Annotated in this window: 27 protein-coding genes and 1 tRNA gene; 16 read left to right on the top strand and 12 right to left on the bottom strand. The window is 55.0% G+C overall.

Annotation, left to right across the window (positions count from 1 at the left end; genetic code table 11):
- The first annotated feature begins 9 nt into the window (after window positions 1–9).
- Complete coding sequence (mscM, locus tag E3U32_RS14935; RefSeq protein ID WP_134349414.1) at window positions 10–3,333, top strand: miniconductance mechanosensitive channel MscM; 3,324 nt, start codon at window positions 10–12, stop codon at window positions 3,331–3,333.
- A gap of 42 nt (window positions 3,334–3,375) precedes the next feature.
- Here mscM and epmA read toward each other — a convergent pair whose 3' ends face one another.
- Window positions 3,376–4,353, bottom strand: coding sequence for an elongation factor P--(R)-beta-lysine ligase (epmA, locus tag E3U32_RS14930; protein ID WP_047346111.1), 978 nt, complete (start codon window positions 4,351–4,353; stop codon window positions 3,376–3,378).
- A gap of 310 nt (window positions 4,354–4,663) precedes the next feature.
- Here epmA and frdA point away from each other — a divergent pair, with 310 nt between their 5' ends.
- The 4 genes from frdA to frdD are packed head-to-tail and all read left to right on the top strand — an operon-like array spanning window position 4,664 to window position 7,957.
- Window positions 4,664–6,454, top strand: coding sequence for a fumarate reductase (quinol) flavoprotein subunit (gene frdA / locus E3U32_RS14925; protein ID WP_032641375.1), 1,791 nt, complete (start codon window positions 4,664–4,666; stop codon window positions 6,452–6,454).
- Window positions 6,447–7,181 (top strand): fumarate reductase iron-sulfur protein, encoded by a 735-nt coding sequence (gene frdB, locus E3U32_RS14920; protein WP_134349413.1) that lies wholly within the window; start codon window positions 6,447–6,449, stop codon window positions 7,179–7,181. The genes frdA and frdB overlap by 8 nt, the downstream gene beginning before the upstream one ends.
- A gap of 10 nt (window positions 7,182–7,191) precedes the next feature.
- Window positions 7,192–7,587 (top strand): fumarate reductase subunit FrdC, encoded by a 396-nt coding sequence (frdC, locus tag E3U32_RS14915; RefSeq protein ID WP_134349733.1) that lies wholly within the window; start codon window positions 7,192–7,194, stop codon window positions 7,585–7,587.
- Window positions 7,588–7,597: 10 nt separating this feature from the next.
- Window positions 7,598–7,957 carry a fumarate reductase subunit FrdD gene (gene frdD / locus E3U32_RS14910; RefSeq protein ID WP_134349412.1) on the top strand — a complete coding sequence of 120 codons (360 nt, stop codon included), beginning with the start codon at window positions 7,598–7,600 and terminating at the stop codon, window positions 7,955–7,957.
- Between the two features lie 29 nt (window positions 7,958–7,986).
- Here frdD and ampR read toward each other — a convergent pair whose 3' ends face one another.
- Window positions 7,987–8,862, bottom strand: coding sequence for a LysR family transcriptional regulator AmpR (gene ampR / locus E3U32_RS14905; protein WP_134349411.1), 876 nt, complete (start codon window positions 8,860–8,862; stop codon window positions 7,987–7,989).
- A gap of 132 nt (window positions 8,863–8,994) precedes the next feature.
- On the opposite strand from ampR, the gene blaACT reads away from it, so the two are divergent.
- Window positions 8,995–10,140 (top strand): ACT family cephalosporin-hydrolyzing class C beta-lactamase, encoded by a 1,146-nt coding sequence (gene blaACT / locus E3U32_RS14900; protein WP_134349410.1) that lies wholly within the window; start codon window positions 8,995–8,997, stop codon window positions 10,138–10,140.
- A 106-nt stretch (window positions 10,141–10,246) separates the two neighbouring features.
- Window positions 10,247–10,777 (top strand): lipocalin family protein, encoded by a 531-nt coding sequence (locus E3U32_RS14895; RefSeq protein WP_134349409.1) that lies wholly within the window; start codon window positions 10,247–10,249, stop codon window positions 10,775–10,777.
- Here E3U32_RS14895 and sugE read toward each other — a convergent pair.
- Complete coding sequence (sugE, locus tag E3U32_RS14890; protein ID WP_134349408.1) at window positions 10,774–11,091, bottom strand: quaternary ammonium compound efflux SMR transporter SugE; 318 nt, start codon at window positions 11,089–11,091, stop codon at window positions 10,774–10,776. The two genes, E3U32_RS14895 and sugE, sit on opposite strands and share 4 nt — an antisense overlap.
- 261 nt (window positions 11,092–11,352) lie before the next feature.
- Between sugE and E3U32_RS14885 the strand changes: the two genes are divergently transcribed.
- Window positions 11,353–11,952: a helix-turn-helix transcriptional regulator gene (locus E3U32_RS14885; RefSeq protein WP_134349407.1), complete on the top strand. Its 600-nt coding sequence runs from the start codon at window positions 11,353–11,355 to the stop codon at window positions 11,950–11,952.
- 37 nt (window positions 11,953–11,989) lie between these two features.
- Here E3U32_RS14885 and ecnB read toward each other — a convergent pair whose 3' ends face one another.
- The 3 genes from ecnB to efp all read right to left on the bottom strand — a co-directional run bounded on the left by ecnB (window position 11,990) and on the right by efp (window position 12,991).
- Entirely contained in the window at window positions 11,990–12,136 is a 147-nt protein-coding gene (gene ecnB, locus E3U32_RS14880) for a lipoprotein toxin entericidin B (protein WP_003025482.1), read from the bottom strand.
- Between the two features lie 108 nt (window positions 12,137–12,244).
- The gene (locus E3U32_RS14875) at window positions 12,245–12,376 is read right to left on the bottom strand and encodes an entericidin A/B family lipoprotein (protein ID WP_024907352.1); all 132 of its coding nucleotides are present in this window, start codon (window positions 12,374–12,376) and stop codon (window positions 12,245–12,247) included.
- A gap of 48 nt (window positions 12,377–12,424) precedes the next feature.
- A complete protein-coding gene (gene efp, locus E3U32_RS14870) occupies window positions 12,425–12,991 on the bottom strand; it encodes an elongation factor P (RefSeq protein WP_010427766.1) in 567 nt (188 codons plus the stop codon).
- A gap of 40 nt (window positions 12,992–13,031) precedes the next feature.
- On the opposite strand from efp, the gene epmB reads away from it, so the two are divergent.
- Complete coding sequence (epmB, locus tag E3U32_RS14865) at window positions 13,032–14,060, top strand: EF-P beta-lysylation protein EpmB (RefSeq protein ID WP_134349406.1); 1,029 nt, start codon at window positions 13,032–13,034, stop codon at window positions 14,058–14,060.
- A gap of 65 nt (window positions 14,061–14,125) precedes the next feature.
- Here the strand turns inward: epmB and E3U32_RS14860 are convergent, their stop codons facing one another.
- From E3U32_RS14860 to E3U32_RS14850, 3 genes are all read right to left on the bottom strand, one after another.
- Window positions 14,126–14,479 carry a DUF4156 domain-containing protein gene (locus E3U32_RS14860; RefSeq protein ID WP_047346101.1) on the bottom strand — a complete coding sequence of 118 codons (354 nt, stop codon included), beginning with the start codon at window positions 14,477–14,479 and terminating at the stop codon, window positions 14,126–14,128.
- 134 nt (window positions 14,480–14,613) lie between these two features.
- Window positions 14,614–16,257, bottom strand: a complete 1,644-nt coding sequence (gene groL / locus E3U32_RS14855; RefSeq protein WP_134349405.1) for a chaperonin GroEL — start codon at window positions 16,255–16,257, stop codon at window positions 14,614–14,616.
- 31 nt (window positions 16,258–16,288) lie between these two features.
- A complete protein-coding gene (locus E3U32_RS14850; RefSeq protein WP_003855929.1) occupies window positions 16,289–16,582 on the bottom strand; it encodes a co-chaperone GroES in 294 nt (97 codons plus the stop codon).
- A 179-nt stretch (window positions 16,583–16,761) separates the two neighbouring features.
- Between E3U32_RS14850 and yjeH the strand changes: the two genes are divergently transcribed.
- Complete coding sequence (yjeH, locus tag E3U32_RS14845; protein WP_134349404.1) at window positions 16,762–18,003, top strand: L-methionine/branched-chain amino acid transporter; 1,242 nt, start codon at window positions 16,762–16,764, stop codon at window positions 18,001–18,003.
- A gap of 33 nt (window positions 18,004–18,036) precedes the next feature.
- On the opposite strand, the gene E3U32_RS14840 is transcribed toward yjeH, so the two are convergent.
- A complete protein-coding gene (locus E3U32_RS14840) occupies window positions 18,037–18,501 on the bottom strand; it encodes an FxsA family protein (RefSeq protein WP_025758222.1) in 465 nt (154 codons plus the stop codon).
- 335 nt (window positions 18,502–18,836) lie between these two features.
- Here E3U32_RS14840 and aspA point away from each other — a divergent pair, with 335 nt between their 5' ends.
- The 5 genes from aspA to E3U32_RS14810 all read left to right on the top strand — a co-directional run bounded on the left by aspA (window position 18,837) and on the right by E3U32_RS14810 (window position 24,419).
- Entirely contained in the window at window positions 18,837–20,273 is a 1,437-nt protein-coding gene (aspA, locus tag E3U32_RS14830; RefSeq protein WP_003855923.1) for an aspartate ammonia-lyase, read from the top strand.
- A gap of 115 nt (window positions 20,274–20,388) precedes the next feature.
- The gene (locus E3U32_RS14825; protein ID WP_134349403.1) at window positions 20,389–21,690 is read left to right on the top strand and encodes an anaerobic C4-dicarboxylate transporter; all 1,302 of its coding nucleotides are present in this window, start codon (window positions 20,389–20,391) and stop codon (window positions 21,688–21,690) included.
- A 113-nt stretch (window positions 21,691–21,803) separates the two neighbouring features.
- Entirely contained in the window at window positions 21,804–22,127 is a 324-nt protein-coding gene (gene cutA / locus E3U32_RS14820) for a divalent cation tolerance protein CutA (protein WP_014168278.1), read from the top strand.
- Window positions 22,103–23,794 carry a protein-disulfide reductase DsbD gene (locus E3U32_RS14815; protein ID WP_134349402.1) on the top strand — a complete coding sequence of 564 codons (1,692 nt, stop codon included), beginning with the start codon at window positions 22,103–22,105 and terminating at the stop codon, window positions 23,792–23,794. The genes cutA and E3U32_RS14815 overlap by 25 nt, the downstream gene beginning before the upstream one ends.
- Before the next feature lie 49 nt (window positions 23,795–23,843).
- Window positions 23,844–24,419, top strand: coding sequence for a transcriptional regulator (locus E3U32_RS14810; RefSeq protein WP_134349401.1), 576 nt, complete (start codon window positions 23,844–23,846; stop codon window positions 24,417–24,419).
- On the opposite strand, the gene E3U32_RS14805 is transcribed toward E3U32_RS14810, so the two are convergent.
- Window positions 24,416–25,006: a LysE family translocator gene (locus E3U32_RS14805; RefSeq protein ID WP_134349400.1), complete on the bottom strand. Its 591-nt coding sequence runs from the start codon at window positions 25,004–25,006 to the stop codon at window positions 24,416–24,418. The genes E3U32_RS14810 and E3U32_RS14805 overlap by 4 nt on opposite strands.
- Before the next feature lie 36 nt (window positions 25,007–25,042).
- Entirely contained in the window at window positions 25,043–25,888 is an 846-nt protein-coding gene (locus E3U32_RS14800; protein ID WP_134349399.1) for an AraC family transcriptional regulator, read from the bottom strand.
- Window positions 25,889–26,057: 169 nt separating this feature from the next.
- Here E3U32_RS14800 and E3U32_RS14795 point away from each other — a divergent pair.
- Window positions 26,058–26,133, top strand: a tRNA-Phe gene (locus E3U32_RS14795).
- The last annotated feature ends 291 nt before the right edge of the window (window positions 26,134–26,424 follow it).

The following is a 26,424-nucleotide window of genomic DNA, read 5'->3' as shown; positions in this document are numbered from 1 at the left end:
ATCGCTGACGTGCGCCCGATTATCGTTCTACTGATGGCCTGGTGCCTCAGCATGGGGGCGTACGCAGCGACAGCCCCCGACGCCAAACAGATAACCCAGGAACTGGAGCAGGCAAAAGCGGCAAAACCCGCTCAGCCAGAGACGGTTGAGTCGCTCCAGTCTGCCCTGAACGCGCTTGAAGAGCGGAAAGGCTCTCTTGAGCGCGCTCAGCAGTATCAGCAGGTTATCGACAACTTCCCCAAACTCTCGCAGACGCTGCGCGCGCAGCTCAATAATCTGCGAGATGAACCGCGCGACGTGCCCGCAGGCATGACCTCCGACGCCCTGAACCAGGAGATCCTGCAGGTCAGCAGCCAGCTTCTTGAAAAGAGCCGTCTGGCGCAGCAGGAGCAGGAGCGTGCGCGTGAAATTGCCGACTCCCTCAGCCAGCTACCGCAACAGCAAACCGACGCCCGCCGCCAGCTTAATGAAGTTGAGCGTCGCGTTGGGACACAAAGCGGCAATACGCCACAAGCTCAGGCACAAAATCTGGGCCTGCAGGCAGAATCGGCTCGTCTGAAGGCCCTTGTCGATGAGCTGGAGCTGGCGCAGCTCTCCGCCAATAACCGTCAGGAACTGTCGCGGATGCGCTCTGAACTCGCTCAGAAGCAGAGCGAGCAACTGGACGCGTATCTACAGGCCCTGCGCAATCAGCTCAACAGCCAGCGCCAGCGTGAAGCGGAGCGCGCGCTGGAAAGTACTGAACTGCTAGCGGAAAACAGCGATAATCTGCCTGCCGGTATTGTCCAACAATTTAAGATTAACCGTGAGCTGTCTGCCGCGCTGAATCAACAGGCGCAGCGTATGGATCTGGTTGCCTCGCAACAGCGCCAGGCCACCAATCAAACCCTTCAGGTTCGCCAGGCGCTCAATACCTTGCGCGAACAGTCCCAGTGGCTTGGGTCATCAAACCTGCTGGGTGAGGCGCTACGCGCCCAGGTCGCACGTCTGCCGGAAATGCCGAAGCCGCAACAGCTGGATACCGAGATGGCCCAGCTGCGCGTTCAGCGGCTGCACTTTGAAGATCTCCTCAATAAACAGCCGCAAATCCGCCAGATCCGTCAGGCTGACGGACAGCCCCTGACCAGCGAGCAAAACCGTATTCTGGAAGCCCAGCTGCGCACCCAGCGGGAACTGCTGAACTCTCTGCTCCAGGGCGGGGATACGTTGATTCTGGAACTGACCAAGCTGAAGGTTTCTAACAGCCAGCTGGAAGATGCGCTGAAAGAGGTGAACGAGGCAACGCACCGTTATCTCTTCTGGACGTCCGACGTGCGTCCGATGACCTTCTCGTGGCCGATTGATATTGTCCAGGACCTGCGCCGTCTGATTTCGCTGGACACCTTCAGCCAGCTGGGCCAGGCCAGCGTGATGATGCTCACCAGCAAAGAGACCATTTTCCCGCTGCTGGGAGCGTTGATTCTGGTGGGCTGCAGCATTTACTCGCGCAGACATTTCACCCGTTTCCTGGAGCGGTCCAGCTCCCGGGTAGGCAAGGTCACCCAGGATCACTTCTGGCTGACGTTGCGTACCGTATTCTGGTCGATTCTTGTTGCCTCCCCGCTGCCAGTGCTATGGATGACGCTGGGGTATGGCCTGCGGGAAGCCTGGCCCTATCCGCTCGCGGTAGCGATTGGCGATGGCGTCACCGCCACCGTGCCCCTGCTATGGGTCGTGATGATCTGTGCCACGTTCGCGCGCCCCAACGGCTTGTTTATCGCCCACTTTGGCTGGCCGCGTAACCGCGTTGCACGCGCCATGCGTTATTACCTGATGAGCATCGGGTTGATTGTGCCGCTGATTATGGCGCTGATCATGTTCGATAATCTCAACGACCGGGAGTTCTCAGGCTCGCTGGGCCGCCTCTGCTTTATGCTGATTTGCGGGGCGCTGGCCATCGTCACGCTCAGCCTGAAGCGCGCCGGGATACCTCTCTATCTGGATAAATCCGGTAGCGGCGACAACATGTTCAACCGGCTGCTCTGGAACCTGCTGCTTAGCGCGCCGTTGATTGCAATGCTGGCGGCCGCAGTGGGTTACCTGGCAACCGCGCAGGCGCTGCTGGCGCGGCTGGAAACCTCGGTGGCAATCTGGTTCCTGCTTCTGGTGGTGTACCACGTGATCCGCCGCTGGATGTTGATCCAGCGGCGCCGTCTGGCGTTTGACCGTGCCAAGCATCGCCGGGCAGAGATCCTCGCCCAGCGAGCGCGGGGTGAGGAGGAGCCAAACCATGTCAACAGTACGGAAGGCACGACGGAAGCGGACGAGGTCGAACTGGATCTGGATGCCATCAGCACCCAGTCCCTGCGTCTGGTTCGTTCCATCCTGATGCTGATTGCCCTCCTGTCGGTCATCTTCCTGTGGTCGGAGATCCATTCCGCATTTGGCTTCCTGGAGAACATCTCCCTGTGGGACGTTACGTCCACGGTGCAGGGTGTTGAAAGCCTGGAGCCGATTACCTTAGGGGCGGTGCTGATTGCCATTCTGGTATTGATCATCACCACGCAGCTGGTCCGCAACTTCCCGGCGCTGCTGGAGCTGGCGCTGCTGCAACATCTGGATTTAACACCGGGGACGGGTTACGCCATTACCACCATCACTAAGTACCTGATTCTGCTCTTTGGCGGGATGGTTGGGTTCTCAATGATTGGCATTGAGTGGTCTAAATTGCAGTGGCTGGTCGCCGCGCTGACGTTTGGTCTTGGCTTTGGTATGCAGGAGATTTTCGCAAACTTTGTTTCCGGCCTGATCATCCTGTTTGAAAAACCGATTCGTATTGGCGATACGGTGACGATCCGCGATCTGACCGGGAGCGTAACGAAGATCAACACCCGCGCCACGACGATCAGCGACTGGGATCGTAAAGAGATCATCGTGCCAAATAAGGCGTTTATCACCGAGCAGTTTATCAACTGGTCGTTGTCAGACTCCGTCACGCGTGTGGTGCTGACCGTGCCGGCCCCGTCGGATGCCAACAGTGAAGAGGTTACGCAGATCCTCTACACCGCCGCCGAACGTTGTACTCTGGTGCTCGATAACCCGGCGCCGGAAGTGTTCCTGGTTGATCTACAGCAGGGGATCCAGATTTTCGAGCTGCGAATTTACGCCGCCGAAATGGGGCACCGTATGCCGCTGCGTCATGAGATCCACCAGCTGATTCTGGCGGGCTTCCGCGAGCACGGTATTGATATGCCGTTCCCACCGTTCCAGATGCGTCTGGAAACGCTGGACGGTCGCAAGAGTGGAAGAACACTGACGTCAGCGGCGCGTAAGCGCCCGGCGGGAAGTTTGTAAGATAGCAAGGCAACCCTCTCCCACGGGAGAGGGGAAAAGCCGTCAGGCGCGATCTACGGTAAACGCAATCACATCACCCAGCTGTTCTGCGCCCAGGGCCAGCATCACCAGACGATCCACACCCAGCGCCACGCCGGAGCAATCCGGCAGGCCCGCTTTTAACGCTTCAAGCAGGTTGGTATCAATAGGCTGCTGCGGAAGGCCACGCGCGGCGCGCTTGCGGTTATCCTGCTCGAAACGCTGCTGCTGTTCGCGGGCGTCAGTCAGTTCGTGGAAACCGTTAGCCAGTTCAATGCCTTTGTAATAGACCTCAAAACGCTCTGCCACACGGTGGTCCTCGGTACTGATCTGCGCCAGTGAGGCCTGGCTTGCCGGGAAGTGATAGACAAACGTCGGACGGTCTTTGCCAATCTGGGGTTCAACACCAAAGGTGAACAGCAGTTGCAGCAGCGTGTCGCGATCTTCTTCGGTATCTGCCACGTTGCTCAGATCCAGCTTTGCCGCCACTTCGCGCAGCTGAGGCTTGTCCGCGGATAACGGATCGATTTCCAGATAGCGCTGGAAAACCTGCTGATAGGAGAGCGTTTCCGCTTCCGGGCACTCCAGTACCTGCTGCAGCAGATCGTCCACCTCATTCATCAGGCGGTACATATCATAATGCGGACGGTACCACTCCAGCATGGTGAATTCCGGATTGTGGTGACGCCCCATCTCTTCATTACGGAAGCTACGGCACAGCTGATACACCGGGCCACATCCCGCCGCCAGCAGGCGCTTCATGTGATATTCCGGGCTGGTCATCAGATACAAATTCATACCCTGAGAGTGACCAGGGCCAACAAAACGGGTTTCAAACGGGACCAGATGAATATCCGTTACCGTTGCCTGACTCATGCACGGCGTTTCCACCTCCAGGACTCCGCGGTCGGCAAAGAAACGGCGAATCTCCGCCATAATTGCTGCGCGTTTTAACAGATTTGGAATGGATGCGCTCGGCTGCCAGGTGGCCGTTTCGCTCATGAGTTGTTCTCCGATTTCATACAAGGGCACGAAGTCTACTCGTTAGCTGGGACAGAGACAAATTTTGCGCAGTAAAAAAGCGCATTTCATTTAAGTGAGCAATTACGTGACGTAATTCATCAATCTCCATGATAAATCGCCGTACAGAACAGCAAAAAAATCGAACACGTCAAATTTCCCTGTCATCTACACGGTTATACTGTTTTACCCATAAAGGAGCAGTGGAAACGCTTTCGCAATCGTCCTTTTGGACGGGTGAACTACCTTTAGTTTGTCGCGTTGCGAAATAACAAAAATCTGGAGGAATGTCGTGCAAACTTTTCAGGCCGATCTTGCCGTAATTGGCGCTGGCGGGGCTGGATTACGTGCTGCGATTGCTGCAGCGCAAGCTAATCCAAACGCTAAAATCGCATTGATTTCAAAAGTCTATCCAATGCGCAGCCACACCGTGGCAGCAGAAGGAGGATCCGCCGCCGTTGCGCAGGATCATGACAGCTTTGAATACCATTTCCACGACACGGTTGCAGGGGGCGACTGGCTTTGCGAACAGGATGTCGTTGACTACTTTGTGCACCATTGTCCAACGGAGATGACCCAGCTTGAGCAGTGGGGATGTCCGTGGAGTCGTCGTCCGGACGGCAGCGTCAACGTTCGCCGCTTCGGCGGAATGAAGATCGAACGTACCTGGTTCGCTGCCGATAAGACCGGCTTCCACATGCTGCATACCCTCTTCCAGACCTCCCTTCAGTTCCCACAAATTCAGCGCTTTGATGAGCATTTCGTCCTCGACATTCTGGTTGATGACGGACAGGCGCGTGGCCTGGTGGCGATGAACATGATGGAAGGCACGCTCGTCCAGATCCGCGCCAAGGCGGTGGTGATGGCAACGGGCGGTGCGGGACGCGTGTACCGCTACAATACCAATGGCGGCATCGTCACCGGTGACGGCATGGGCATGGCGCTCAGTCACGGCGTACCGCTGCGCGATATGGAATTCGTGCAGTATCACCCAACCGGCCTGCCAGGTTCAGGCATTCTGATGACGGAAGGCTGCCGCGGCGAAGGCGGTATTCTGGTCAACAAAAACGGCTACCGCTATCTGCAGGATTACGGTATGGGTCCGGAAACCCCGCTCGGCGAGCCGAAGAATAAATACATGGAACTCGGTCCGCGCGACAAAGTGTCCCAGGCCTTCTGGCACGAGTGGCGCAAAGGCAACACCATCTCCACGCCGCGCGGCGATGTGGTCTATCTTGACCTGCGCCACCTCGGCGAGAAGAAACTGCTGGAACGTCTGCCGTTCATCTGTGAGCTGGCAAAAGCCTACGTGGGCGTCGACCCGGTGAAAGAGCCGATTCCGGTACGCCCAACGGCGCACTACACCATGGGCGGGATCGAAACCGACCAGCAGTGTGAAACCCGTATTAAAGGTCTGTTTGCCGTAGGCGAGTGTTCCTCCGTGGGTCTGCACGGTGCCAACCGTCTCGGGTCTAACTCGCTGGCAGAGCTGGTCGTCTTTGGCCGCATGGCGGGCGAGCGCGCGATGGAGCGTGCGGCTACAGCAGGCGAAGCCAACGGTGCCGCGCTCGATGCGCAGGTTGCAGACGTTGAAAAACGCCTGAAAGATCTGGTGAACCAGGAAGGTAACGAGAACTGGTCTAAGATCCGTGATGAAATGGGCCTGTCGATGGAAGAAGGCTGCGGTATCTACCGTACCCCTGAGCTGATGCAAAAAACCGTCGATAAGCTGGCGGAGCTGCAGGAGCGCTTCAAGCGCGTACGCATCACCGATACCTCCAGCGTCTTCAACACCGACCTGCTCTACACCATCGAGCTGGGTCACGGCCTGAACGTGGCGGAATGTATGGCGCACTCTGCGCTGGCGCGTAAAGAGTCGCGCGGGGCACATCAGCGTCTTGATGAAGGCTGTACCGAACGTGACGACGTCAATTTCCTGAAACACACTCTCGCCTGGCGCGATGCGGATGGCACCACACGTCTGGATTACAGCGACGTGAAAATCACCACGCTGCCACCGGCTAAACGCGTGTACGGTGCAGAAGCAGAAGCCGCCGAGAAGAAGGAGAAGGCGAATGGCTGAGATGCAAAAACTTAAAATTGAAGTGGTGCGCTACAACCCGGAGGTGGACGCCGCACCGCATAGCGCTTTCTATGAAGTGCCTTATGACGAGCAAACCTCCCTGCTGGATGCGCTCGGCTATATTAAAGACAACCTGGCGCCGGACCTGAGCTACCGCTGGTCCTGCCGCATGGCGATCTGCGGATCCTGCGGCATGATGGTTAACAAAGTGCCGAAGCTGGCCTGTAAGACCTTCCTGCGCGAGTACACCAAAGGCATCAAGGTTGAAGCACTGGGTAACTTCCCGATTGAACGCGATCTGGTCGTCGATATGACTCACTTTATCGAAAGCCTGGAAGCCATTAAGCCGTACATCATTGGCAACCCGCGCACGCCAGATCAGGGGCCAAACACCCAGACGCCGGCCCAGATGGCGAAATATCATCAGTTCTCCGGCTGCATAAACTGCGGTCTTTGCTACGCCGCCTGTCCACAGTTTGGGCTGAACCCCGAGTTCATCGGCCCGGCCGCCATTACGCTGGCGCACCGCTATAACGAGGACAGCCGCGACCACGGTAAAAAAGAACGTATGGCGCAGCTTAACAGCCAGAACGGCGTCTGGAGCTGTACCTTTGTGGGTTACTGCTCCGAAGTTTGTCCGAAGCACGTCGACCCGGCCGCCGCCATTCAGCAGGGGAAAGTGGAAAGCTCGAAAGACTTTCTTATCGCTACCCTGAAACCACGCTAAGGAGTGCATGATGACGACTAAACGCAAAGCCTATGTTCGGCCTGTGCCGTCCACCTGGTGGAAAAATCTGCCGTTTTATCGCTTCTACATGCTGCGTGAAGGCACGGCGGTACCGGCAGTCTGGTTCAGCCTTGAACTGATGTATGGTGTCTTTGCCCTCAAGCACGGTCCGGAAACCTGGGCGAGTTTTGTTGGCTTCCTGCAAAACCCGATCATCATTGTTCTGAACCTGATCGTGCTCGCGGCTGCGCTGCTACATACCAAAACCTGGTTTGAACTGGCACCAAAAGCGGCGAACATCATCGTTAAAGGCGAGAAAATGGGGCCAGAGCCTGTTATTAAAGGACTCTGGGCAGTGACAATTCTTGTCACCGTGGTCATTCTGTTTGTCGCACTGTTCTGGTAAGGAGACTACTGTGATCAATCCAAATCCAAAACGTTCTGACGAGCCGGTCTTCTGGGGTCTGTTTGGCGCTGGCGGCATGTGGAGCGCCATCATCGCCCCCGTCATCATCCTGCTGGTCGGCATTATGCTGCCGCTGGGGCTGTTCCCGGGCGATGCGCTGAGCTACGAACGCGTACTGGCGTTCGCGGGCAGCTTTATCGGTCGCGTGTTCATCTTCCTGATGATCGTCCTGCCGCTGTGGTGTGGTCTGCACCGTATTCACCATGCGATGCATGACCTGAAAATCCATGTACCGAACGGTAAATGGGTATTCTACGGTCTGGCGACCATCCTGACCGTGGTGACGCTGATTGCCGTAGTCACTATCTGACGCATCTGGCCCGCCATCCGGCGGGCCTTTTATTTCTGCATCTTCCCTACCAGCCACTGAGCAAACTCGCGCATTGCGGGGGTTTCTGTCCGCGACTGTAGTTTTGTCAGCCAGTAGCTGCCGAGGTCAATCTGCGTTGCAAACGGCTGCACAATGCGCTCGCTGCTGAGTAAATGGGTAAACATATCGACAGGTGCAATGGCAATCCCTACGCCGGCCTGAGCCGCTTCAAGCATGGTCACGGACGAATCAAACACCATCACCCGGTGCGTCGGCGAGGGAGGATGCTCACCCGCTGCCTGCATCCACGCGGCCCACTCGTCGCGCCGATAGGAGCGCAGCAAGGTAAACTTCATGATATCGGCCGGGCTTTTCAGGCAGGAGGCAATGTCGGGGGTACAGAGCGGAGCCAGCGGTGCAGAGCAAAGAAATTCAGCATCGGTTCCATGCCACGCTCCGCCACCGTAGCGAATGGTGTAATCAAGCCCTTCAGCAGCCGGGTCGACGCGGTTGTTATGGGTGGAAAGCTGAAGATCAATATGCGGATAGCAACGGCGAAAATCATCCAGCTGCGAAAATAACACCCCCGTTGCGAAGGTGCCCACCACACCTATTTTTAGCTTCTCCTGAGCACGATGGCTGGCAAAGCGATCCAGCATTCCGGCAATACGGTCGAACGAGTCGTTCAGCACCGGCAGTAAATTTTCCCCCTCGGTGGTCAACATTAACCCGCGCGAAACGCGCACGAAGAGCTGACAGTTAAGATGCTGTTCCAGCGTTTTAACATGCTGGCTAATGGCAGAATGGGTCACGTTCAGCTCAATGGCCGCATGCGTAAAACTGAGATGTCTTGCGGCGGCTTCAAAGGCTCGAAGCGAATTAAGCGGGAGATAGCTTCGCGTCATGGTCTCATCCGTTAGAAAAATTAACAGCTAATGCTAAATTTAACCGTTTGTCAGCCACAGTCAAATCCAACAGACTACTGCTGTCTGAAGGGCCCGGACACTCTCTTGAACCGCTATTACGGAAGATAACTGATGATGACAAAATCCCTTTGCTGCGCCCTGCTGCTCAGCGCCTCCTGCTCAGTATTTGCTGCGCCAATGTCAGAAAAACAGCTGGCTGAGATGGTAGAACGTACCGTTACGCCGCTAATGAAAGCGCAGGCCATCCCGGGTATGGCGGTGGCGGTGATTTATCAGGGTCAGCCGCACTATTTTACCTTTGGTAAAGCTGATGTCGCAGCGAACAAACCCGTTACCCCGCAAACCTTGTTCGAGCTGGGCTCTATAAGTAAAACCTTCACCGGCGTATTGGGTGGAGATGCTATTGCTCGCGGTGAAATATCGCTGGGCGATCCGGTGACAAAGTACTGGCCTGAGCTGACAGGAAAGCAGTGGCAGGGAATTCGCATGCTGGATCTGGCAACCTATACCGCAGGAGGGTTACCGCTGCAGGTACCGGATGAGGTCACTGATAACGCCTCTCTGCTACGCTTTTATCAAAACTGGCAACCGCAGTGGAAGCCGGGCACCACGCGTCTTTATGCGAACGCCAGCATCGGTCTTTTTGGCGCCCTCGCGGTTAAACCCTCCGGCATGAGCTTTGAAGAGGCCATGACGAAGCGGGTCTTTAAGCCGCTCAAACTTGACCATACGTGGATTAACGTTCCGAAAGCGGAAGAGGCGCATTACGCCTGGGGATACCGTGACGGTAAAGCGGTACACGTTTCGCCAGGAATGCTCGACGCGGAAGCCTATGGCGTAAAAACCAACGTGAAGGATATGGCGAACTGGGTGATGGTCAACATGGCCCCCGATTCCCTTAAGGATACCTCACTCAGGCAAGGCATTGCCCTGGCGCAGTCTCGCTACTGGCGCGTAGGTGCCATGTATCAGGGGTTAGGCTGGGAAATGCTTAACTGGCCGGTCGATGCCAAAACCGTGGTCGGGGGCAGCGACAATAAGGTGGCGCTGGCGCCATTGCCCGTGGCAGAGGTGAATCCACCGGCTCCTCCGGTCAAAGCGTCCTGGGTCCATAAAACAGGCTCGACTGGCGGGTTTGGCAGCTACGTGGCATTTATTCCTGAAAAGCAGATCGGTATTGTGATGCTCGCGAATAAAAGCTATCCGAACCCGGCACGCGTTGAGGCGGCATACCGCATTCTCGACACGCTGCAGTAAAACATTGCCGGGTGGCGGCTTCGCTTACCCGGCGAAACACTCCGCACAATCCTCCGCATTTTCCCTGCTGTCATCTACACTTAACAAAAACAGTAAGGAAACTCCTATGCGCATTCTGCCTGTTATCGCCGCGGTGACAGCCGCGTTTTTAGTGGTTGCCTGCAGTTCCCCTACCCCACCACCTGGCGTTACCGTCGTCACGCCTTTCGATGCACAACGCTTCCTCGGAACATGGTATGAAATCGCGCGCCTCGACCACCGGTTTGAGCAGGGCTTAGAGAAGGTCACTGCACATTACAGCCCAATGGATGATGGCGGTATTCAGGTGATCAACCGGGGCTATAATCCCGACAGGGAGATGTGGCAACAGTCGATTGGGAAAGCGTACTTCACTGGCGACCCGCGAAGAGCCGCGCTTAAAGTCTCTTTCTTTGGCCCCTTCTATGGCGGCTATAACGTGATCGCACTCGACAGAGAGTACCGCCATGCGCTGGTCTGCGGGCCGGATCGCAACTACCTGTGGATACTCTCCCGCACGCCAACCATCTCAGCGGAGATGAAACAGCAGATGCTGGGCGTCGCGACCCGGCAAGGGTTTGATGTATCAAAACTCATCTGGGTAGAACAACCCCATTAGTGGGCGCTGAGCTTCAGCCCAATGATCCCCGCCACAATCAGAGCGAGACTGGCGATACGCGCCAGACTCGCTGACTCTCCCAGCAGCAGAATGCCCGTGATGGCAGCACCTACCGCACCAATACCCGTCCAGACGGCATAAGCCGTTCCCACAGGCAGAGAGCGCATCGCCCAGGACAACATGACGATACTCACAATCATCGCAGTAACGGTGATGACGCTTGGCGTCAGACGGGTAAAACCATGGGTATATTTCAGGCCAATCGCCCATACCACTTCGAGCAGGCCGGCAATAAAAAGAACGATCCAGGACATTTCAGGCTCCTTAACTTAATACAAGTTGGGGCCGTCCCCGGTGAAAGAAACGCTTACGGGTCGTCCCGTAAGGCAGAGATTACGCCCTATATTTTGGTTAACGGACGATTTTTTTTCAATCTCTTTGTGCTGAACATGTTAAGGCAAGAAATAGCCTCAGTATGGCGCGCAGTTCAGGCTTTTATCACTGATCCGACTTCTCTATCATGATGTGCTTTCTGATGGCAGGAAGCCAAACCACTAGCCGACTGCGAATCTATTATGTTCAAAATTCTTTTGATTGACCGTTGTCACTTCACCCGTACGGGGTTTGAAGCGTGGCTCAATCATTCCGGTTTGTTCCCGGGGCACTTCGTCGTGACCGGGCTGAATAATCTGTTTCTTGCCAGAGAGCATATTCTGCAATGGAAACCCACGCTGGTTATCGCTGACCTGTACGGCTTCAGGCAGGATATCCACCATTTTCAACAGCTCTCTTCCTTGCTTAACGCCAGTGAACGATTGCCGTTTATTTTGCTGCAATCAGGAGAAGATAGTGGCCTGACAGACTGGCTTGGACAGTTCCCGGTTTGGTCGTCGCTGTTGAAAAACGCCCATCTTGATAAAGTGGCAACGGTTATCAACGACGCATTAAAGTCGCGCGCAAGCGCTGAAAGGCCAACGATGGCCGCTCCCTTGCTGACCCGGCAGGAAGAGAAAGTGCTGACATTGTGGATGGACGGCGCGAGCAATCAGAAGATTGCTGCTCACCTGAGTATCAACGGAAAAACGGTTTATACCTATAAACGCAATATCCGCATGAAACTGCATATGGATACGCGTTTTTCACCGTTCTTATCCCTGCAGGAATCAGAAAGCTGACGGTACGAAACCCGCCTGGTCCCGTACCGTTTGTTAATTACTGCTGAGCTTTGGTTGCCGCGCCAGAGATTGCGCTGCCACCTTCAGAAATATCCTGACCGACGCCACGCGTGGTATTACAGGCTGTTAACACTGAAGAAAGTACCAGGACTGAAAAGATCGCTGCAATTGTCTTCTTAACCATAATATCTTCCTTTTATAGCCAAAGTTGTTTTGTGTATAGCAACTTAAGAATAGACAAGATCCCGTCGGTTGACGGAAAAGGAAGCATTTTTAGGAAAATTAGACGAACTTAGCTGGCGGCGTGAGAAATGATATGACCAAGATCCTGGATGTCTTGTCCCATTCCACGCGTGGTGTTACAGCCGGAAAGCAATGCACTGGAAAGCGCTAACAGAAGCAGAATTTTAACGGTACGTTTCATCATCCCTGCCTGCAAAAATCAGGCGCAGCGGGCGCTGCGCCCTGACTATTACTTCACGCGTGATACGTATTCGCCGGAGCGGGTATCCACTTTGATCACTTCGCCAGTCTGTACGAACAGCGGAACTTTAACCACTGCACCGGTAGACAGTTTGGCAGGCTTACCACCAGTACCGGCGGTATCGCCTTTCAGACCTGGATCGGTTTCAACGATTTCCAGCTCTACAAAGTTTGGTGGGGTCACAGCGATAGGCTGGCCGTTCCACAGGGTCACGATGCACTCAGCCTGATCCAGCAGCCATTTAGCGCTATCACCTACCGCTTTCTCATCAGCAGACAGCTGTTCGAAAGTAGAGTTGTTCATGAAATGATAGAACTCACCGTCGTTGTACAGATAGGTCAGGTTCATATCAACAACATCAGCGCCTTCAGCGGAGTCAGTAGACTTGAAGGTTTTCTCAACACGGGTACCAGTCAGCAGGCGGCGCAGCTTAACGCGTGCGAATGCCTGGCCTTTACCTGGTTTAACGAATTCGCTGGCTTCAACCGCGTACGGTTCGCCGTCCATCATGATTTTAAGACCAGCACGAAAATCGTTGCTATAGTACGTTGCCATAAGGCCCTCTAAATTTGTTAACTGGTAGCTAAGCCACAAAATGGCGCATATTGTAACCCTAAACACCCCGTCCAGAGAAGATTGGTTATCGCAACTTGCCGATGTAATCACCAGTCCTGATGAATTGCTGCGTCTTTTAGACCTCGATCAACACCCAGAGTTGCTTGCAGGCCGGGAGGCGAAGCGCCTCTTTGCCCTGCGTGTTCCCCGCGCGTTTGTTGCCCGAATGGAGAAAGGGAACCCTGATGATCCTTTATTAAAACAAACGCTTACTTCGCAAGATGAGTTCATTACTGCGCCGGGATATAGCACCGATCCTCTTGAAGAGCAGAACAGTGTGGTTCCGGGTTTACTGCACAAGTATCTCAACCGTGCCCTGTTGCTGGTAAAAGGCGGCTGTGCGGTAAATTGTCGTTATTGCTTCCGTCGGCACTTCCCGTATGCCGAAAACCAGGGCAATAAACGCAACTGGCAGGTCGCGCTGGACTATATCGCCACCCATCCGGAGCTGGATGAGATTATTTTTTCCGGGGGCGACCCGCTGATGGCGAAAGATCATGAGCTGGACTGGCTGCTAAGCCAGCTTGAAGCCATCCCGCATATTAAGCGTCTGCGCATTCACAGCCGTTTACCGATTGTCATTCCGGCACGTGTCACTGACGGCCTGGTTTCGCGTCTGGAGCAGTCTCGACTGCAGGTCCTGCTGGTGAACCACATTAACCACGCGAACGAAATTGACGATGCCTTTCGCGCGGCGATGGTGCGTCTGCGTAAAGCGGGAGTGACGCTGCTGAACCAGAGCGTGCTGCTGCGTGGCGTAAATGATAGCGCCCGCGTGCTGGCTGATCTGAGCAATGCGCTGTTTGATGCGGGCGTGCTGCCCTATTACCTGCACGTGCTGGATCGCGTTCAGGGCGCGGCCCATTTCATGGTGACGGATGAAGAAGCCCGGCAGATCGTGCGCGAACTGTTAACACTGGTTTCAGGCTATATGGTGCCGAAGCTGGCACGTGAGATTGGCGGTGAGCCGAGTAAGACGCCGCTGGACTTGCAGCTGCGGCAGAAGTAAAAGGCAGGTGGCGCTACGCTTACCAGCCCTACGAGGTCCGGGCACAGCGCCATCAGCAAGTTAACTCAGTTCGGGCACTTATAGACCTGGCCGTTCATCTGGCTGGCCGTCGGCACGAAGCTGGACAGCATTCCCTGCGTTGGACTGCTCACGCCGTAAATCACGTTACCGCCCATTGCCGCAGCCTGGTTACGCAGGGCATTCGCCGCACCGCGCATCGAGCCACCTTCTTCGCCATGCTGACCCGACATCCAGTTACTTTGCTCACCGGATGCGGTGCCTAACAGCTGGCATTCGCTGCCCGGCTTATCTTCCACAAAGCGAACACCCTGGCCCGCTGCCGACAGCTCATTGCTGGAGCTACAACCCGCCAGCAGCAATGCTGCTCCTACGATCCCTGCACAGACTTTTACGCGCATGTTATTCCTCGGTTTCAATAAGCTGGACAGTAGTTGTCCGTGTGTAAATCTTATACCTAAAAGATGACCAAAAGAAAAACCCCCGAGCATTTCTGCCCGGGGGTTTTTCACATTCTAAGAGGTAAAGCGCACGATTACATCATGCCGCCCATACCGCCCATGCCGCCCATGCCAGCAGCACCTAAGTCAGGTGCATCGCCTTTAGGCAGGTCGGTCACCATGCACTCGGTAGTGATCATCAGACCAGCAACAGATGCCGCGTACTGCAGAGCAGAACGGGTCACTTTAGTTGGGTCCAGGATACCGAAGTCGATCATGTTGCCGTATTCTTCCGTTGCCGCGTTGTAACCGTAGTTACCTTCGCCCGCTTTCACGTTGTTGGTCACAACAGATGGCTCTTCACCGGCGTTGGATACGATCTGACGCAGAGGTGCTTCCATTGCGCGCAGCGCAACTTTGATACCCACGTTCTGATCTTCGTTCTGCGCGGTCAGGCCAACCAGTTTAGCGGCAACACGCACCAGCGCAACACCACCACCAGCAACCACACCTTCTTCTACCGCAGCACGAGTCGCGTGCAGCGCATCGTCAACGCGTGCTTTTTTCTCTTTCATTTCAACTTCAGTCGCAGCACCGACTTTGATTACCGCAACGCCGCCTGCCAGTTTCGCTACGCGCTCCTGCAGTTTTTCACGGTCGTAATCAGAAGTTGCTTCTTCGATCTGCTTACGGATCTGACCAACGCGGCCCTGAATAGCGGCTTCTTCACCCACGCCATCGATGATGGTGGTGGTGTCTTTGTTGATCACAACGCGTTTCGCCTGGCCCAGGTCTTCCAGGGTCGCTTTTTCCAGTTCCATACCGATCTCTTCAGAGATTACGGTACCGCCGGTCAGGGTAGCGATATCCTGCAGCATCGCTTTACGGCGATCGCCGAAGCCAGGTGCTTTAACCGCTGCCACTTTCACGATGCCGCGCATGGTGTTGACCACCAGCGTTGCCAGCGCTTCGCCTTCAACGTCTTCAGCGATAATAACCAGTGGCTTGCCTGCTTTTGCAACGGCTTCCAGAACTGGCAGCATTTCGCGGATGTTGGAGATTTTCTTGTCAGCCAGCAGGATGAACGGGCTTTCCAGCTCAACAGCGCCAGTCTCTGGCTTGTTGATGAAGTATGGGGACAGGTAACCGCGGTCGAACTGCATACCTTCAACCACGTCCAGTTCGTCTTCCAGACCGGTACCGTCTTCAACGGTGATCACGCCTTCTTTACCGACTTTGTCCATCGCTTCCGCGATCAGTTTACCTACGGTTTCGTCGGAGTTAGCGGAGATAGTACCAACCTGAGCAATCGCTTTAGAATCAGAGCATGGTACGGACAGCGCTTTCAGTTCTTCAACAGCGGCAGTGACAGCTTTGTCGATACCACGTTTCAGATCCATTGGGTTCATACCCGCAGCAACGGCTTTCAGACCTTCGGTGATGATCGCCTGCGCCAGTACGGTTGCGGTGGTGGTACCGTCGCCTGCAGCGTCGTTCGCTTTAGAGGCAACTTCTTTCACCATCTGCGCACCCATGTTTTCGAACTTGTCTTCCAGCTCGATTTCACGTGCTACAGAAACACCATCTTTGGTGATGGTTGGCGCGCCGAAGGATTTATCCAGCACTACGTTACGGCCTTTCGGGCCCAGGGTCACTTTAACTGCATCTGCCAGTACGTTTACGCCGCGGAGCATTTTTACACGAGCGTCGTTACCGAATTTTACGTCTTTAGCTGCCATGTTCTTATTTCCTCAAATTCTCGTGCGTAAATTACGCTTCAACAATTGCCAGAATGTCGCTCTCGGACATGATCAACACTTCTTCATTGTCGATCTTCTCGGATTTCACGCCGTAGCCATCGTTGAAAATTACGATGTCACCAACTTTAACGTCCAGTGGCTGCACAGTTCCGTTTTCCAGGATGCGGCCCTTACCGACAGCGATGATTTCGCCACGCGTTGATTTGGCTGCTGCAGAACCGGTCAGAACGATGCCGCCAGCAGACTTGGTTTCAACTTCTTTACGTTTGACGATCACACGATCATGTAACGGACGAATACTCATTGATAGCTCTCCTTTGAGAAAGTCATTATCAGTTATGGATGACGTCGGCCCGCATGCGGTTTTCCGACTAGTGCCCTGAGAGATGGGGTTAGCTTTTTCCCCCTTCAAGGGGGAGTCGAAAAAAAAATTTGCGAAAGTGTTACCATCGCCTCTCTTTTCGTATTGGCAGGGCGATGTCAATGAGTGGACTCAAGCAGGAGTTAGGGCTGGCGCAAGGTGTTGGCCTGCTCTCCACCTCCTTGTTAGGTACGGGTGTATTTGCCGTACCGGCACTGGCGGCGCTGGTGGCAGGAAATAACAGCCTGTGGGCTTGGCCGGTGCTGATTGTGCTGGTTTTCCCGATAGCCATTGTGTTTGCCATCCTGGGGCGGCATTTCCCCAGCGCGGGCGGCGTGGCGCACTTTGTCGGGCTGGCCTTTGGCCCGCGACTGGAGCGTGTGACCGGCTGGCTGTTTCTCTCCGTTATTCCGGTTGGCCTCCCTGCTGCGCTGCATATTGCGACCGGCTTTGGTCAGGCGCTGTTTGGCTGGTATAACGAACAGCTGCTGCTGGCCGAACTGGGTACGCTGGCTATCGTCTGGTGGGTTGGCTCTCGCGGCGCCAGCTCGAGCGCGAATCTGCAAACGCTGGTTGCGGTATTGATTATTACCTTAATTGCCGTCATCTGGTGGGCGGGTGATATCACGCTGAAAGATATTCCTTTCCCGGCGGTAACAGACGTCGACCATTCACAGCTTTTCGCCGCACTCTCCGTCATGTTCTGGTGTTTTGTTGGACTTGAAGCGTTCGCCCATCTGGCCTCTGAATTTAAACAGCCTGAACGCGATTTCCCGCGCGCGCTAATGATTGGCCTGCTGCTGGCAGGTACGGTTTACTGGGCTTGTACCGTACTGGTATTACACTTCGACGCCTTCGGTGCGGATAAAGCTGCCGCTGCCTCGCTCCCCGGCATTGTGGTGCAGCTGTTTGGGGTGAAAGCGTTATGGGTCGCCTGCGTTATAGGCTATCTAGCCTGTTTTGCCAGCCTTAATATTTATATCCAGAGTTTTGCCCGTCTGGTGTGGTCTCAGGCGCGCTATAGGCCCGAGAGCCGCCTTGCGCACCTGTCTAAACGCCAGCTGCCATTGAACGCCCTGAATGCCGTACTGGGCTGCTGCGTGCTGAGCACGCTTTGTATTTACGCCCTGAAGATCAATCTGGATGCGCTGATCGTCTACGCCAACGGCATTTTTATCATGATCTATCTGCTGTGTATGCTCGCGGGTTGTCGTCTGCTGAAAGGTCGTTATAAAGCCCTGGCGGTCATCGGGGGTGTGCTTTGCCTGCTGTTGCTGGCGATGGTGGGATGGAAGAGTATGTACGCCATTATCATGCTGGCGGGGCTATGGGCGTTTTTACCAAAGCGCGGTGCGCTCCAGTAGGCCCGGTAAGCGAAGCGCTACCGGGCAACAAACTTATCGATCGTCTTTATGATCTAAACGGTCGTGCTGTTCATCCTTACGCTGATACTCCCCTTCAAACGTATCGCCTGGTCCCGTGCTAAAACCTCCGCCAGGCATACGGCTAAACCGCAGATGCGGCAGCAGCTTCATGGTCAGGTGTTTTTGCACCGGCGGCAGAAGCAGCAGAAGGCCAAGGAAGTCGGTGAAGAACCCCGGCAGAATCAGCAACAGCCCCGCAATAATCAGCGATACGCTTTTGATCATCTCCGCCGCCGGACTTTCGCCAGCAGCCATCTTCTGCTGCATTATCAGGAAATTTTTGAAACCCTGATTACGCACCAGCGACATGCCGATGACGGAGGTGAAAATCACCAGAATCAGCGTCAGCAGGACGCCCAGCACGTGGGCAACCTGAATAAAAATGGAAATCTCGATGTAAACATAGAGAAAGAAAGCAATAAACGGTATCCAGCGCACTGGCATCTCCTGTGTGGCAGGTGCCGTCGGGCCCCTGTCTGAATGTGTTCGCGACGCGCGTTTGTATGAGATGGTGACGGTTAGCGAAAATTCAATCAGTTTGCACGGATATTTTTTTTGGAAATATTAAAGCGGTGACTCATTTCACAGATTAATAATTATCATGAAATCGGGTCGATAATAAGTGATCCAGCTTACGGCAATTCGCTATCATCAGCATATGATCTCGAACATCTGGCTGATTGAGGGAATAATCGTCGGCCAGAAAATATTCAAAACCACATAAATACTGTGTGTTTAGTACAATCCATCGGCAGCTTGAAAAGAAGGTTCACATGTTAAACAACATTCGTATCGAAGAAGACTTGTTGGGTACCAGGGAAGTTCCAGCGGATGCCTACTACGGTGTCCACACTCTGAGAGCGATTGAAAACTTCTACATCAGCAACAGCAAAATCAGCGACATCCCTGAGTTTGTCCGTGGCATGGTGATGGTGAAGAAAGCCGCAGCACTGGCCAACAAAGAGCTGCAAACCATTCCTAAAAGCGCGGCAAATGCGATTATCGCTGCCTGCGATGAAGTGCTGAACAACGGCAAATGCATGGATCAGTTCCCGGTTGACGTCTACCAGGGCGGCGCGGGCACCTCCGTCAACATGAATACCAACGAAGTACTGGCAAATATCGGCCTGGAGCTGATGGGTCACCAGAAAGGTGAATACCAGTACCTGAACCCGAACGACCACGTGAACAAATGCCAGTCCACCAACGACGCCTACCCTACCGGCTTCCGTATCGCGGTGTATGCCTCTGTGGTGAAACTGGTGGATGCGATCAATCAGCTGGGTGATGGCTTCCAGCGTAAAGCCGTTGAGTTCCAGGATATCCTGAAAATGGGTCGTACCCAGTTGCAGGACGCGGTGCCAATGACCCTCGGCCAGGAATTCCACGCGTTTAACGTGCTGCTGAACGAAGAAACCAAAAACCTGCTGCGCACCTCCGAGCTGCTGCTGGAAGTGAACCTGGGCGCAACTGCCATCGGTACGCGCCTGAACACCCCGGACGGCTATCAGCAGCTGGCGGTACAGAAGCTGGCTGAAGTCTCTAACCTGCCGGTTGTGCCTGCAGAAGACCTGATTGAAGCCACCTCAGACTGCGGCGCCTACGTCATGGTACACAGCGCCCTGAAACGTCTGGCGGTGAAACTCTCCAAAATCTGTAACGACCTGCGCCTGCTCTCTTCCGGTCCGCGCGCTGGCCTGAACGAAATCAACCTGCCAGAGTTGCAGGCCGGCTCTTCCATCATGCCAGCTAAAGTGAACCCGGTTGTGCCAGAAGTGGTAAACCAGGTGTGCTTTAAAGTCATCGGTAACGATACGACCGTGACCATGGCCTCTGAAGCCGGTCAGCTGCAGCTGAACGTGATGGAGCCCGTGATTGGCCAGGCGATGTTTGAATCTATCCATATCCTGACGAACGCCTGCTACAACCTGCTGGAAAAATGCATTAACGGCATCACAGCGAATAAAGAAGTCTGTGAAGGTTATGTCTATAACTCCATCGGGATCGTCACCTACCTCAACCCGTTCATTGGTCACCACAACGGTGACATCGTCGGTAAGATTTGTGCTGAAACCGGTAAGAGCGTACGTGAAGTGGTGCTGGAGCGTGGGCTGTTGACCGAAGCCGAGCTGGACGATATCTTCTCGGCCCAAAACCTGATGCACCCGGCATATAAAGCGAAACGATATACCGATGAAAGCGAACAGTAACCGTTCAGGCTAGGCTTCTTAAGGCACGTCACTTGTGACGTGCCTTTTTTCTTTTTAGGCGTTACCAAAATACAACAATTCAATATCAACTTGTTAATAAGCAAGGAAGGTCCTTATGTTTGGAGCAGAACTCGTCATCGTCTTGTTGGCGATTTATTTGGGAGCAAGACTCGGGGGTATCGGCATCGGTTTTGCCGGCGGTCTCGGGGTGCTCGTTCTTACCCTTATCTTTCAGATTAAACCCGGCGCAATCCCGTTTGACGTTATCGAAATCATCATGGCAGTTATTGCCGCTATCGCCGCCATGCAGGTGGCAGGCGGTATGGACTACCTGGTAAGCCTGGCGGAGCGTATGCTGCGCCGCCATCCAAAGTACATTACCTTCCTTGCCCCGCTGGTAACCTGGTTTATGACCATTCTCGCCGGTACGGGTCACACCGCGTTCTCTACGCTGCCGGTGATTACGGAAGTGGCAAAAGAGCAGGGTATCCGCCCCTCTCGCCCGCTCTCTATCGCCGTCGTGGCTTCCCAGATTGCGATCACCGCATCGCCGATTTCTGCCGCAGTGGTGTTCTTCGCCGGTATTCTTGAGCCGATGGGCGTGAGCTACCTGACGCTGCTGGCAATCTGTATTCCGGTCACGCTGATTGCGGTGATGATTACCGCCGTGCTGTGTAACTTCCTCGGTGCCGAGCTGAAAGACGATCCGGTCTATCAGGAGCGCCTGGCGAAAGGTGAAGTGAAGCTGCGCGGTAGCCAGGTCTTCGAACTGAAGCCGCACGCGAAACGCTCCGTGCTGCTGTTCCTGATTGGTATCGTTGCCGTCATGTTCTACGCGACTGCTATCAGCGATACCGTGGGACTGATCCAGAACCCGGTTCTGCCGCGTAACGAAGCGATTGTCGTATTCATGCTGACCATCGCGACGCTGATTAGCATCACCTGTAAAATCGACACCAGTGAAGTGCTGAACGCCAGCACCTTCAAATCCGGTATGAGCGCCTGTGTGTGCGTCCTCGGCGTGGCGTGGCTTGGTGATACCTTCGTAAAAGCGCACATTAGCGATATCCAGACCGTCGCCGGCGACCTGCTGCACAATTACCCGTGGCTGCTGGCGGTCGTGCTGTTCTTTGCTGCGACGCTGCTTTACTCTCAGGCCGCAACCACCAAAGCGCTGATGCCTGCGGCACTGATGCTGGGCGTAACGCCGTTAACCGCCATCGCCTCGTTTGCTGCCGTCTCTGCCCTGTTCGTGCTGCCTACCTACCCAACCCTGCTGGCGGCGGTAGAGATGGATGACACCGGCTCAACCCGTATCGGTAAATATGTGTTTAACCATGCGTTCCTGATCCCGGGCGTGATCGCCATTTCACTTTGCGTGATCCTCGGCTTTATCATTGGCGGCATGGTGCTGTAAACGGTGAGTGGTTGTAAAAATAGTTAAAATCGGGCCGCTCTGCGGCCCGTTTCATTAATGACCTGTTGTCTTGCGTGATATAGTGAAACCTTTCGTGATGAGGAGGTCGACTTGTGAACACGCCTGATGCTGTTGTCGTACTGTGTACCGCCCCTGATGAAGCCTCTGCCCAGGATCTCGCCGCCAAAGTGCTGGCCGAAAAACTGGCCGCCTGCGTGACGCTCCTCCCCGGTGCCACCTCCCTTTATTATTGGGAAGGTAAGCTGGAGCAAGAGTACGAAGTTCAGATGTTGCTCAAAACCAATCTGGCGAATCAGCAGGCGCTCCTGGACTGCCTCAAATCTCATCATCCTTACCAAACCCCGGAGCTGCTGGTCCTGCCAGTGGTTCATGGCGATAACGATTATCTCTCATGGCTCAACGCTTCCTTACGCTGATCCTGCTGCTGTGCAGCACATCAGTATTTGCCGGGTTGTTTGACGCACCCGGCCGTTCGACCTTCATCCCTGCCGACCAGGCGTTTATCTTCGATTTTCAGCAAAACCAGCACGACCTGACCCTCACCTGGCAGGTAAAAGAGGGCTACTACCTCTATCGCAAGCAGGTAAGCATCACCCCAGCCCAGGCAAACGTGGGCGCACTGCAGTTGCCCGCTGGCGAGTGGCATAAGGACGAGTTTTACGGCAAGAGTGAAATCTACCGCCAGCGCTTAAGCGTGCCCGTCACGGTGAATCAGGCGGATAAAGGTGCGACGCTGACGGTGACCTATCAGGGATGCGCGGATGCCGGATTCTGCTATCCGCCGGAAACGAAGGTTGTTCCGCTCAGCGAAGTGAAAGCGACGGCTGCCGTTTCCCCTCCCCCCTTAGGCGAGAAGAGCGAAGACCGCGCAGACCTTCCGTTCTCAGCTTTCTGGGCCTTACTGATTGGCATTGGCATTGCTTTTACCCCGTGCGTGCTGCCGATGTATCCGCTCATCTCTGGCATCGTGCTGGGAGGTAAGCAACGGCTTTCCACCGCACGCGCCCTGCTGTTGGCCTTTATTTACGTACAGGGTATGGCGTTGACCTACACTGCCCTTGGCCTTGTGGTTGCCGCTGCCGGGTTACAGTTCCAGGCCGCGCTTCAGCATCCTTACGTGCTTATTGGCTTGTCGGTTGTCTTCATCCTGCTGGCGCTGTCGATGTTTGGCCTGTTTACCCTGCAGTTGCCATCTGCGCTGCAAACTCGCTTAACGCTGATGAGTAACCGCCAGCAGGGTGGATCGCCAGGTGGCGTGTTTGTGATGGGGGCCATCGCCGGATTGATTTGCTCCCCTTGCACCACCGCACCGCTGAGCGCCATCCTGCTCTATATCGCCCAGAGCGGCAACATGTGGCTCGGCGGCGGTACGTTGTACCTCTATGCGCTGGGAATGGGCCTGCCGCTGATCCTGGTGACAGTGTTTGGCAATCGTCTGCTGCCGAAGAGCGGGCCGTGGATGGAGACGGTAAAAACCGCGTTTGGCTTTGTCATTCTCGCGCTACCGGTGTTCCTCCTTGAGCGTATCATCGGCGACGTCTGGGGTCTGCGCCTGTGGGCGATGCTCGGCGTAGCATTCTTTGCCTGGGCGTTTATCGTCAGCCTGGAGGCGAAAAAGGCGTGGATGCGCCTGGTGCAAATCCTGCTACTGGCTGCCGCGCTGGTGAGCGTACGCCCGCTACAGGACTGGGCGTTTGGTTCACCCGTGGTTCAGACACAGGCACATCTGAACTTCACCCAGATTAAAAACGTGGATGAACTCAACAGCGCCCTGGCAGAGGCAAAAGGCAAACCGGTGATGCTCGATCTCTATGCCGACTGGTGTGTCGCCTGCAAAGAGTTTGAAAAATATACCTTTAGCGATCCACAGGTGCAAAACGCCCTGAAAGAGACCGTTTTGCTCCAGGCAAACGTGACCGCCAATAATGCGCAGGATAAGGCTCTGCTGAAGCAGCTTAACGTTCTCGGTCTGCCCACCATTTTGTTCTTCAATGAGCAGGGTGAAGAGCAGCCAGAACAGCGTGTAACCGGGTTTATGGATGCAACGGCATTCAGCGCGCATTTGCGCAATCGCCAACCGTAAACAACACTTTAGACGGGACAAACCGTTGGGAATAGCGGAGGAGATAACCGTGCAACGTGAAGACGTACTGGGACAAGCCCTGCAATTACTTGAGATTCAAGGGATAGCCAGCACCACGCTTGAGATGGTAGCCGACCGTATCGATTACCCCCTGGATGAACTTAAGCGCTTCTGGCCAGATAAAGAGGCGCTGCTTTATGACGCCCTGCGCTACCTCAGCCAACAGGTTGATGTCTGGCGCAGGCAGCTGATGCTGAATGAAGAACTGACCGTGGAACAAAAGCTGCTGGCGCGCTATACCGCCCTGACGGAATGTGTCAGCAACAACCGCTATCCGGGTTGTCTGTTCATCGCCGCCTGCACATTCTTCCCGGATCCGGGCCATCCTATCCACCAGTTGGCGGATCAGCAAAAACGTGCGGCGCATGACTTCACCCACGAGCTGCTGACACGGCTTGAAGTGGATGACCCGGCAATGGTAGCTAAACAGATGGAGCTGGTGCTGGAGGGCTGCCTGAGCCGCATGCTGGTGAACCGTAGCCAGGCCGATGTGGATACGGCGCACCGCCTGGCGGAAGATATCCTGCGCTTTGCCCAGTGCCGTATGGGCGGAGCACTGACCTAAGCCAGCATGCCCGCCCAGGCGGAGACGAGCAGACACAGCGCCATCAGACGTTGAAATCGCACCATCGCCACGGTGGTGCGAAAAATTTGGTTCACCGCTTTACCCAGCCACGCCCAGCACATCAAACAGGCTATCGAGATCAGCAGAAACCATAGCGCCATTAGCGCGATATCCCGCAATGCATGGTCGCCCGCCGGGGCAAACAGGCTGACAACCGCCAGCGCCATCATCCAGGTTTTCGGATTCACAATCTGCAGCAGCGCCGCTGCCTGAGCGGTGAATCGGACAGGACTTTTAGCGGAGAGACTGGCTGCCGGGGCGCTAAACAGCTGCCAGCTCATCCAGCTTAGCCACAGCACGCCCACCCAGCTCATTATCTGACGTATCAAAGGATACTGACGCAGCACTTCCCCTGCGCCCGCGCCTGATACCAGCACGATCGCGCTGGCCGCGATACACCCGCCCAGAATAGCAGGTACGGTATTTTTTACGCCAAAGTGCTGGCTGTTCGTCAGCACCAGAATATTGGTTGGCCCCGGCGTAATGGAGGCGACGAAAGCGAACAACAGGAAGGGTATCAAACTCACAGGTGGCTCCTTTTTATTAGAGCCATGAATGTGCCGTTATTTTTTGGAAACGTCTGGAAGGTTTGTGCACAACCGTCGGTAGTATGCTGGGGAGATACGGTACGCCCGCTGAAACCAACGCCCCAGATGGCTTTGATCGGCAAAACCCACTGCCGCAGCTACATCAACAGGCTGCTCACCGCGCGCCAGCAGCTGTCGGGCCTTTGCCAGACGCAGCTGAATAAGCCATGCGTGTGGTGCCAGGTTGAACTCGCGCTTAAAACAGCGCGTCAGGGTAAAGCGATCCGTGCCCGTCTCGCGTGCAAGGTCTGACAGCCCCACGTTCTCGCCGATATGGGCATAAAGATAGTCGCGTGCACGATGCGCCACGGCAGCGCTTTGTAACTGCGACGGGAGCTTCTTACGCCAGTGGCAATGGGCAGTGATGCGGGAGAGCAGATTATCCATTGTGCTCTGCTGAACGATTTTCATCTCGTCATTATGCAAAGTGGAGAACGTCTCACCGATAGCGCGCACCAATTGCGGCTCCCGCGTCAACGTTTGGGCAAAGTGGAGTGAATAGTGCCCGGGAATTGATTCGTACAGCCCCTGTAGCGCACGGGTGAGCCAACGCTCATCCAGATAGAAGGTCAGATAGGTAAAGCCGCCCTCTACAGGCGCATCGCCGTCGTGGATCTCGCCAGGTTCAAGCAAAAATGCATCACCCGGCTGACTACGATGACGCTCACGGCGGCAGTGAAACTGCTGCGTGCCGGAGAGGGTTATCCCTACCAGATAGCTATCGTGCCAGTGTGGATCATAGGCATGTCCTTCGAAATGCGCTTTAATCGTCTCAATACCCGTACCTGCATGCTGACGCAGCTCAAGCCAGTCATTCGTCATACTGCCCTCCTCTTACTCTCAGCATTGCCGTATCACACTGGTACTGTCTGGAAGATTTGTGCATTTTCGCGGCGAAAGCGGACAGGTTGCCGCAAACTTAAGCAGTTGAACAGCTTTTCCCGAAATAATGTTGACGATCGGGCGTGATTGCGGTTTAATGCGCTCCGTTGCCCGGATAGCTCAGTCGGTAGAGCAGGGGATTGAAAATCCCCGTGTCCTTGGTTCGATTCCGAGTCCGGGCACCACTATTTAAAGAACCCAGCCTATGGCTGGGTTTTTGCTTTTCTGCGTTTATAAATCCCTTCTTTAGTATTCTTGTTTCTCTTTGCCGTGGGATCGTGCAGTCTGCTTTGCCGGATGGCGGCTTTGCCTTATCCGGCCTACTAAACCCACAGCACTATTGGTTTTTCTGCGCACAAAGCAAAAAACCCCGCACCTTCCGGTACGGGGTTCTTCTGATTGATGCCTGGCAGTTCCCTACTCTCACATGGGGAGACCCCACACTACCATCGGCGCTACGGCGTTTCACTTCTGAG

The sequence above is a fragment of the Lelliottia nimipressuralis genome (genome assembly GCF_004402045.1).
GTDB lineage: Bacteria > Pseudomonadota > Gammaproteobacteria > Enterobacterales > Enterobacteriaceae > Enterobacter > Enterobacter chinensis.
Note: the sequence above shows the minus strand (reverse complement) of the source record. Positions and strands in the feature narration are given on the sequence as shown.

Coding starts and splice junctions, on each gene's coding strand:
- epmA (WP_047346111.1), bottom strand. CDS start 4,353: ATGAGCGAAACGGCCACCTGGCAGCCGAGCGCATCCATTCCAAATCTG.
- frdB (WP_134349413.1), top strand. CDS start 6,447: ATGGCTGAGATGCAAAAACTTAAAATTGAAGTGGTGCGCTACAACCCG.
- frdC (WP_134349733.1), top strand. CDS start 7,192: ATGACGACTAAACGCAAAGCCTATGTTCGGCCTGTGCCGTCCACCTGG.
- ampR (WP_134349411.1), bottom strand. CDS start 8,862: ATGACGCGAAGCTATCTCCCGCTTAATTCGCTTCGAGCCTTTGAAGCC.
- blaACT (WP_134349410.1), top strand. CDS start 8,995: ATGATGACAAAATCCCTTTGCTGCGCCCTGCTGCTCAGCGCCTCCTGC.
- E3U32_RS14895 (WP_134349409.1), top strand. CDS start 10,247: ATGCGCATTCTGCCTGTTATCGCCGCGGTGACAGCCGCGTTTTTAGTG.
- sugE (WP_134349408.1), bottom strand. CDS start 11,091: ATGTCCTGGATCGTTCTTTTTATTGCCGGCCTGCTCGAAGTGGTATGG.
- E3U32_RS14885 (WP_134349407.1), top strand. CDS start 11,353: ATGTTCAAAATTCTTTTGATTGACCGTTGTCACTTCACCCGTACGGGG.
- ecnB (WP_003025482.1), bottom strand. CDS start 12,136: ATGGTTAAGAAGACAATTGCAGCGATCTTTTCAGTCCTGGTACTTTCT.
- E3U32_RS14875 (WP_024907352.1), bottom strand. CDS start 12,376: ATGAAACGTACCGTTAAAATTCTGCTTCTGTTAGCGCTTTCCAGTGCA.
- efp (WP_010427766.1), bottom strand. CDS start 12,991: ATGGCAACGTACTATAGCAACGATTTTCGTGCTGGTCTTAAAATCATG.
- epmB (WP_134349406.1), top strand. CDS start 13,032: ATGGCGCATATTGTAACCCTAAACACCCCGTCCAGAGAAGATTGGTTA.
- E3U32_RS14860 (WP_047346101.1), bottom strand. CDS start 14,479: ATGCGCGTAAAAGTCTGTGCAGGGATCGTAGGAGCAGCATTGCTGCTG.
- groL (WP_134349405.1), bottom strand. CDS start 16,257: ATGGCAGCTAAAGACGTAAAATTCGGTAACGACGCTCGTGTAAAAATG.
- E3U32_RS14850 (WP_003855929.1), bottom strand. CDS start 16,582: ATGAGTATTCGTCCGTTACATGATCGTGTGATCGTCAAACGTAAAGAA.
- yjeH (WP_134349404.1), top strand. CDS start 16,762: ATGAGTGGACTCAAGCAGGAGTTAGGGCTGGCGCAAGGTGTTGGCCTG.
- aspA (WP_003855923.1), top strand. CDS start 18,837: ATGTTAAACAACATTCGTATCGAAGAAGACTTGTTGGGTACCAGGGAA.
- E3U32_RS14825 (WP_134349403.1), top strand. CDS start 20,389: ATGTTTGGAGCAGAACTCGTCATCGTCTTGTTGGCGATTTATTTGGGA.
- E3U32_RS14815 (WP_134349402.1), top strand. CDS start 22,103: ATGGCTCAACGCTTCCTTACGCTGATCCTGCTGCTGTGCAGCACATCA.
- E3U32_RS14800 (WP_134349399.1), bottom strand. CDS start 25,888: ATGACGAATGACTGGCTTGAGCTGCGTCAGCATGCAGGTACGGGTATT.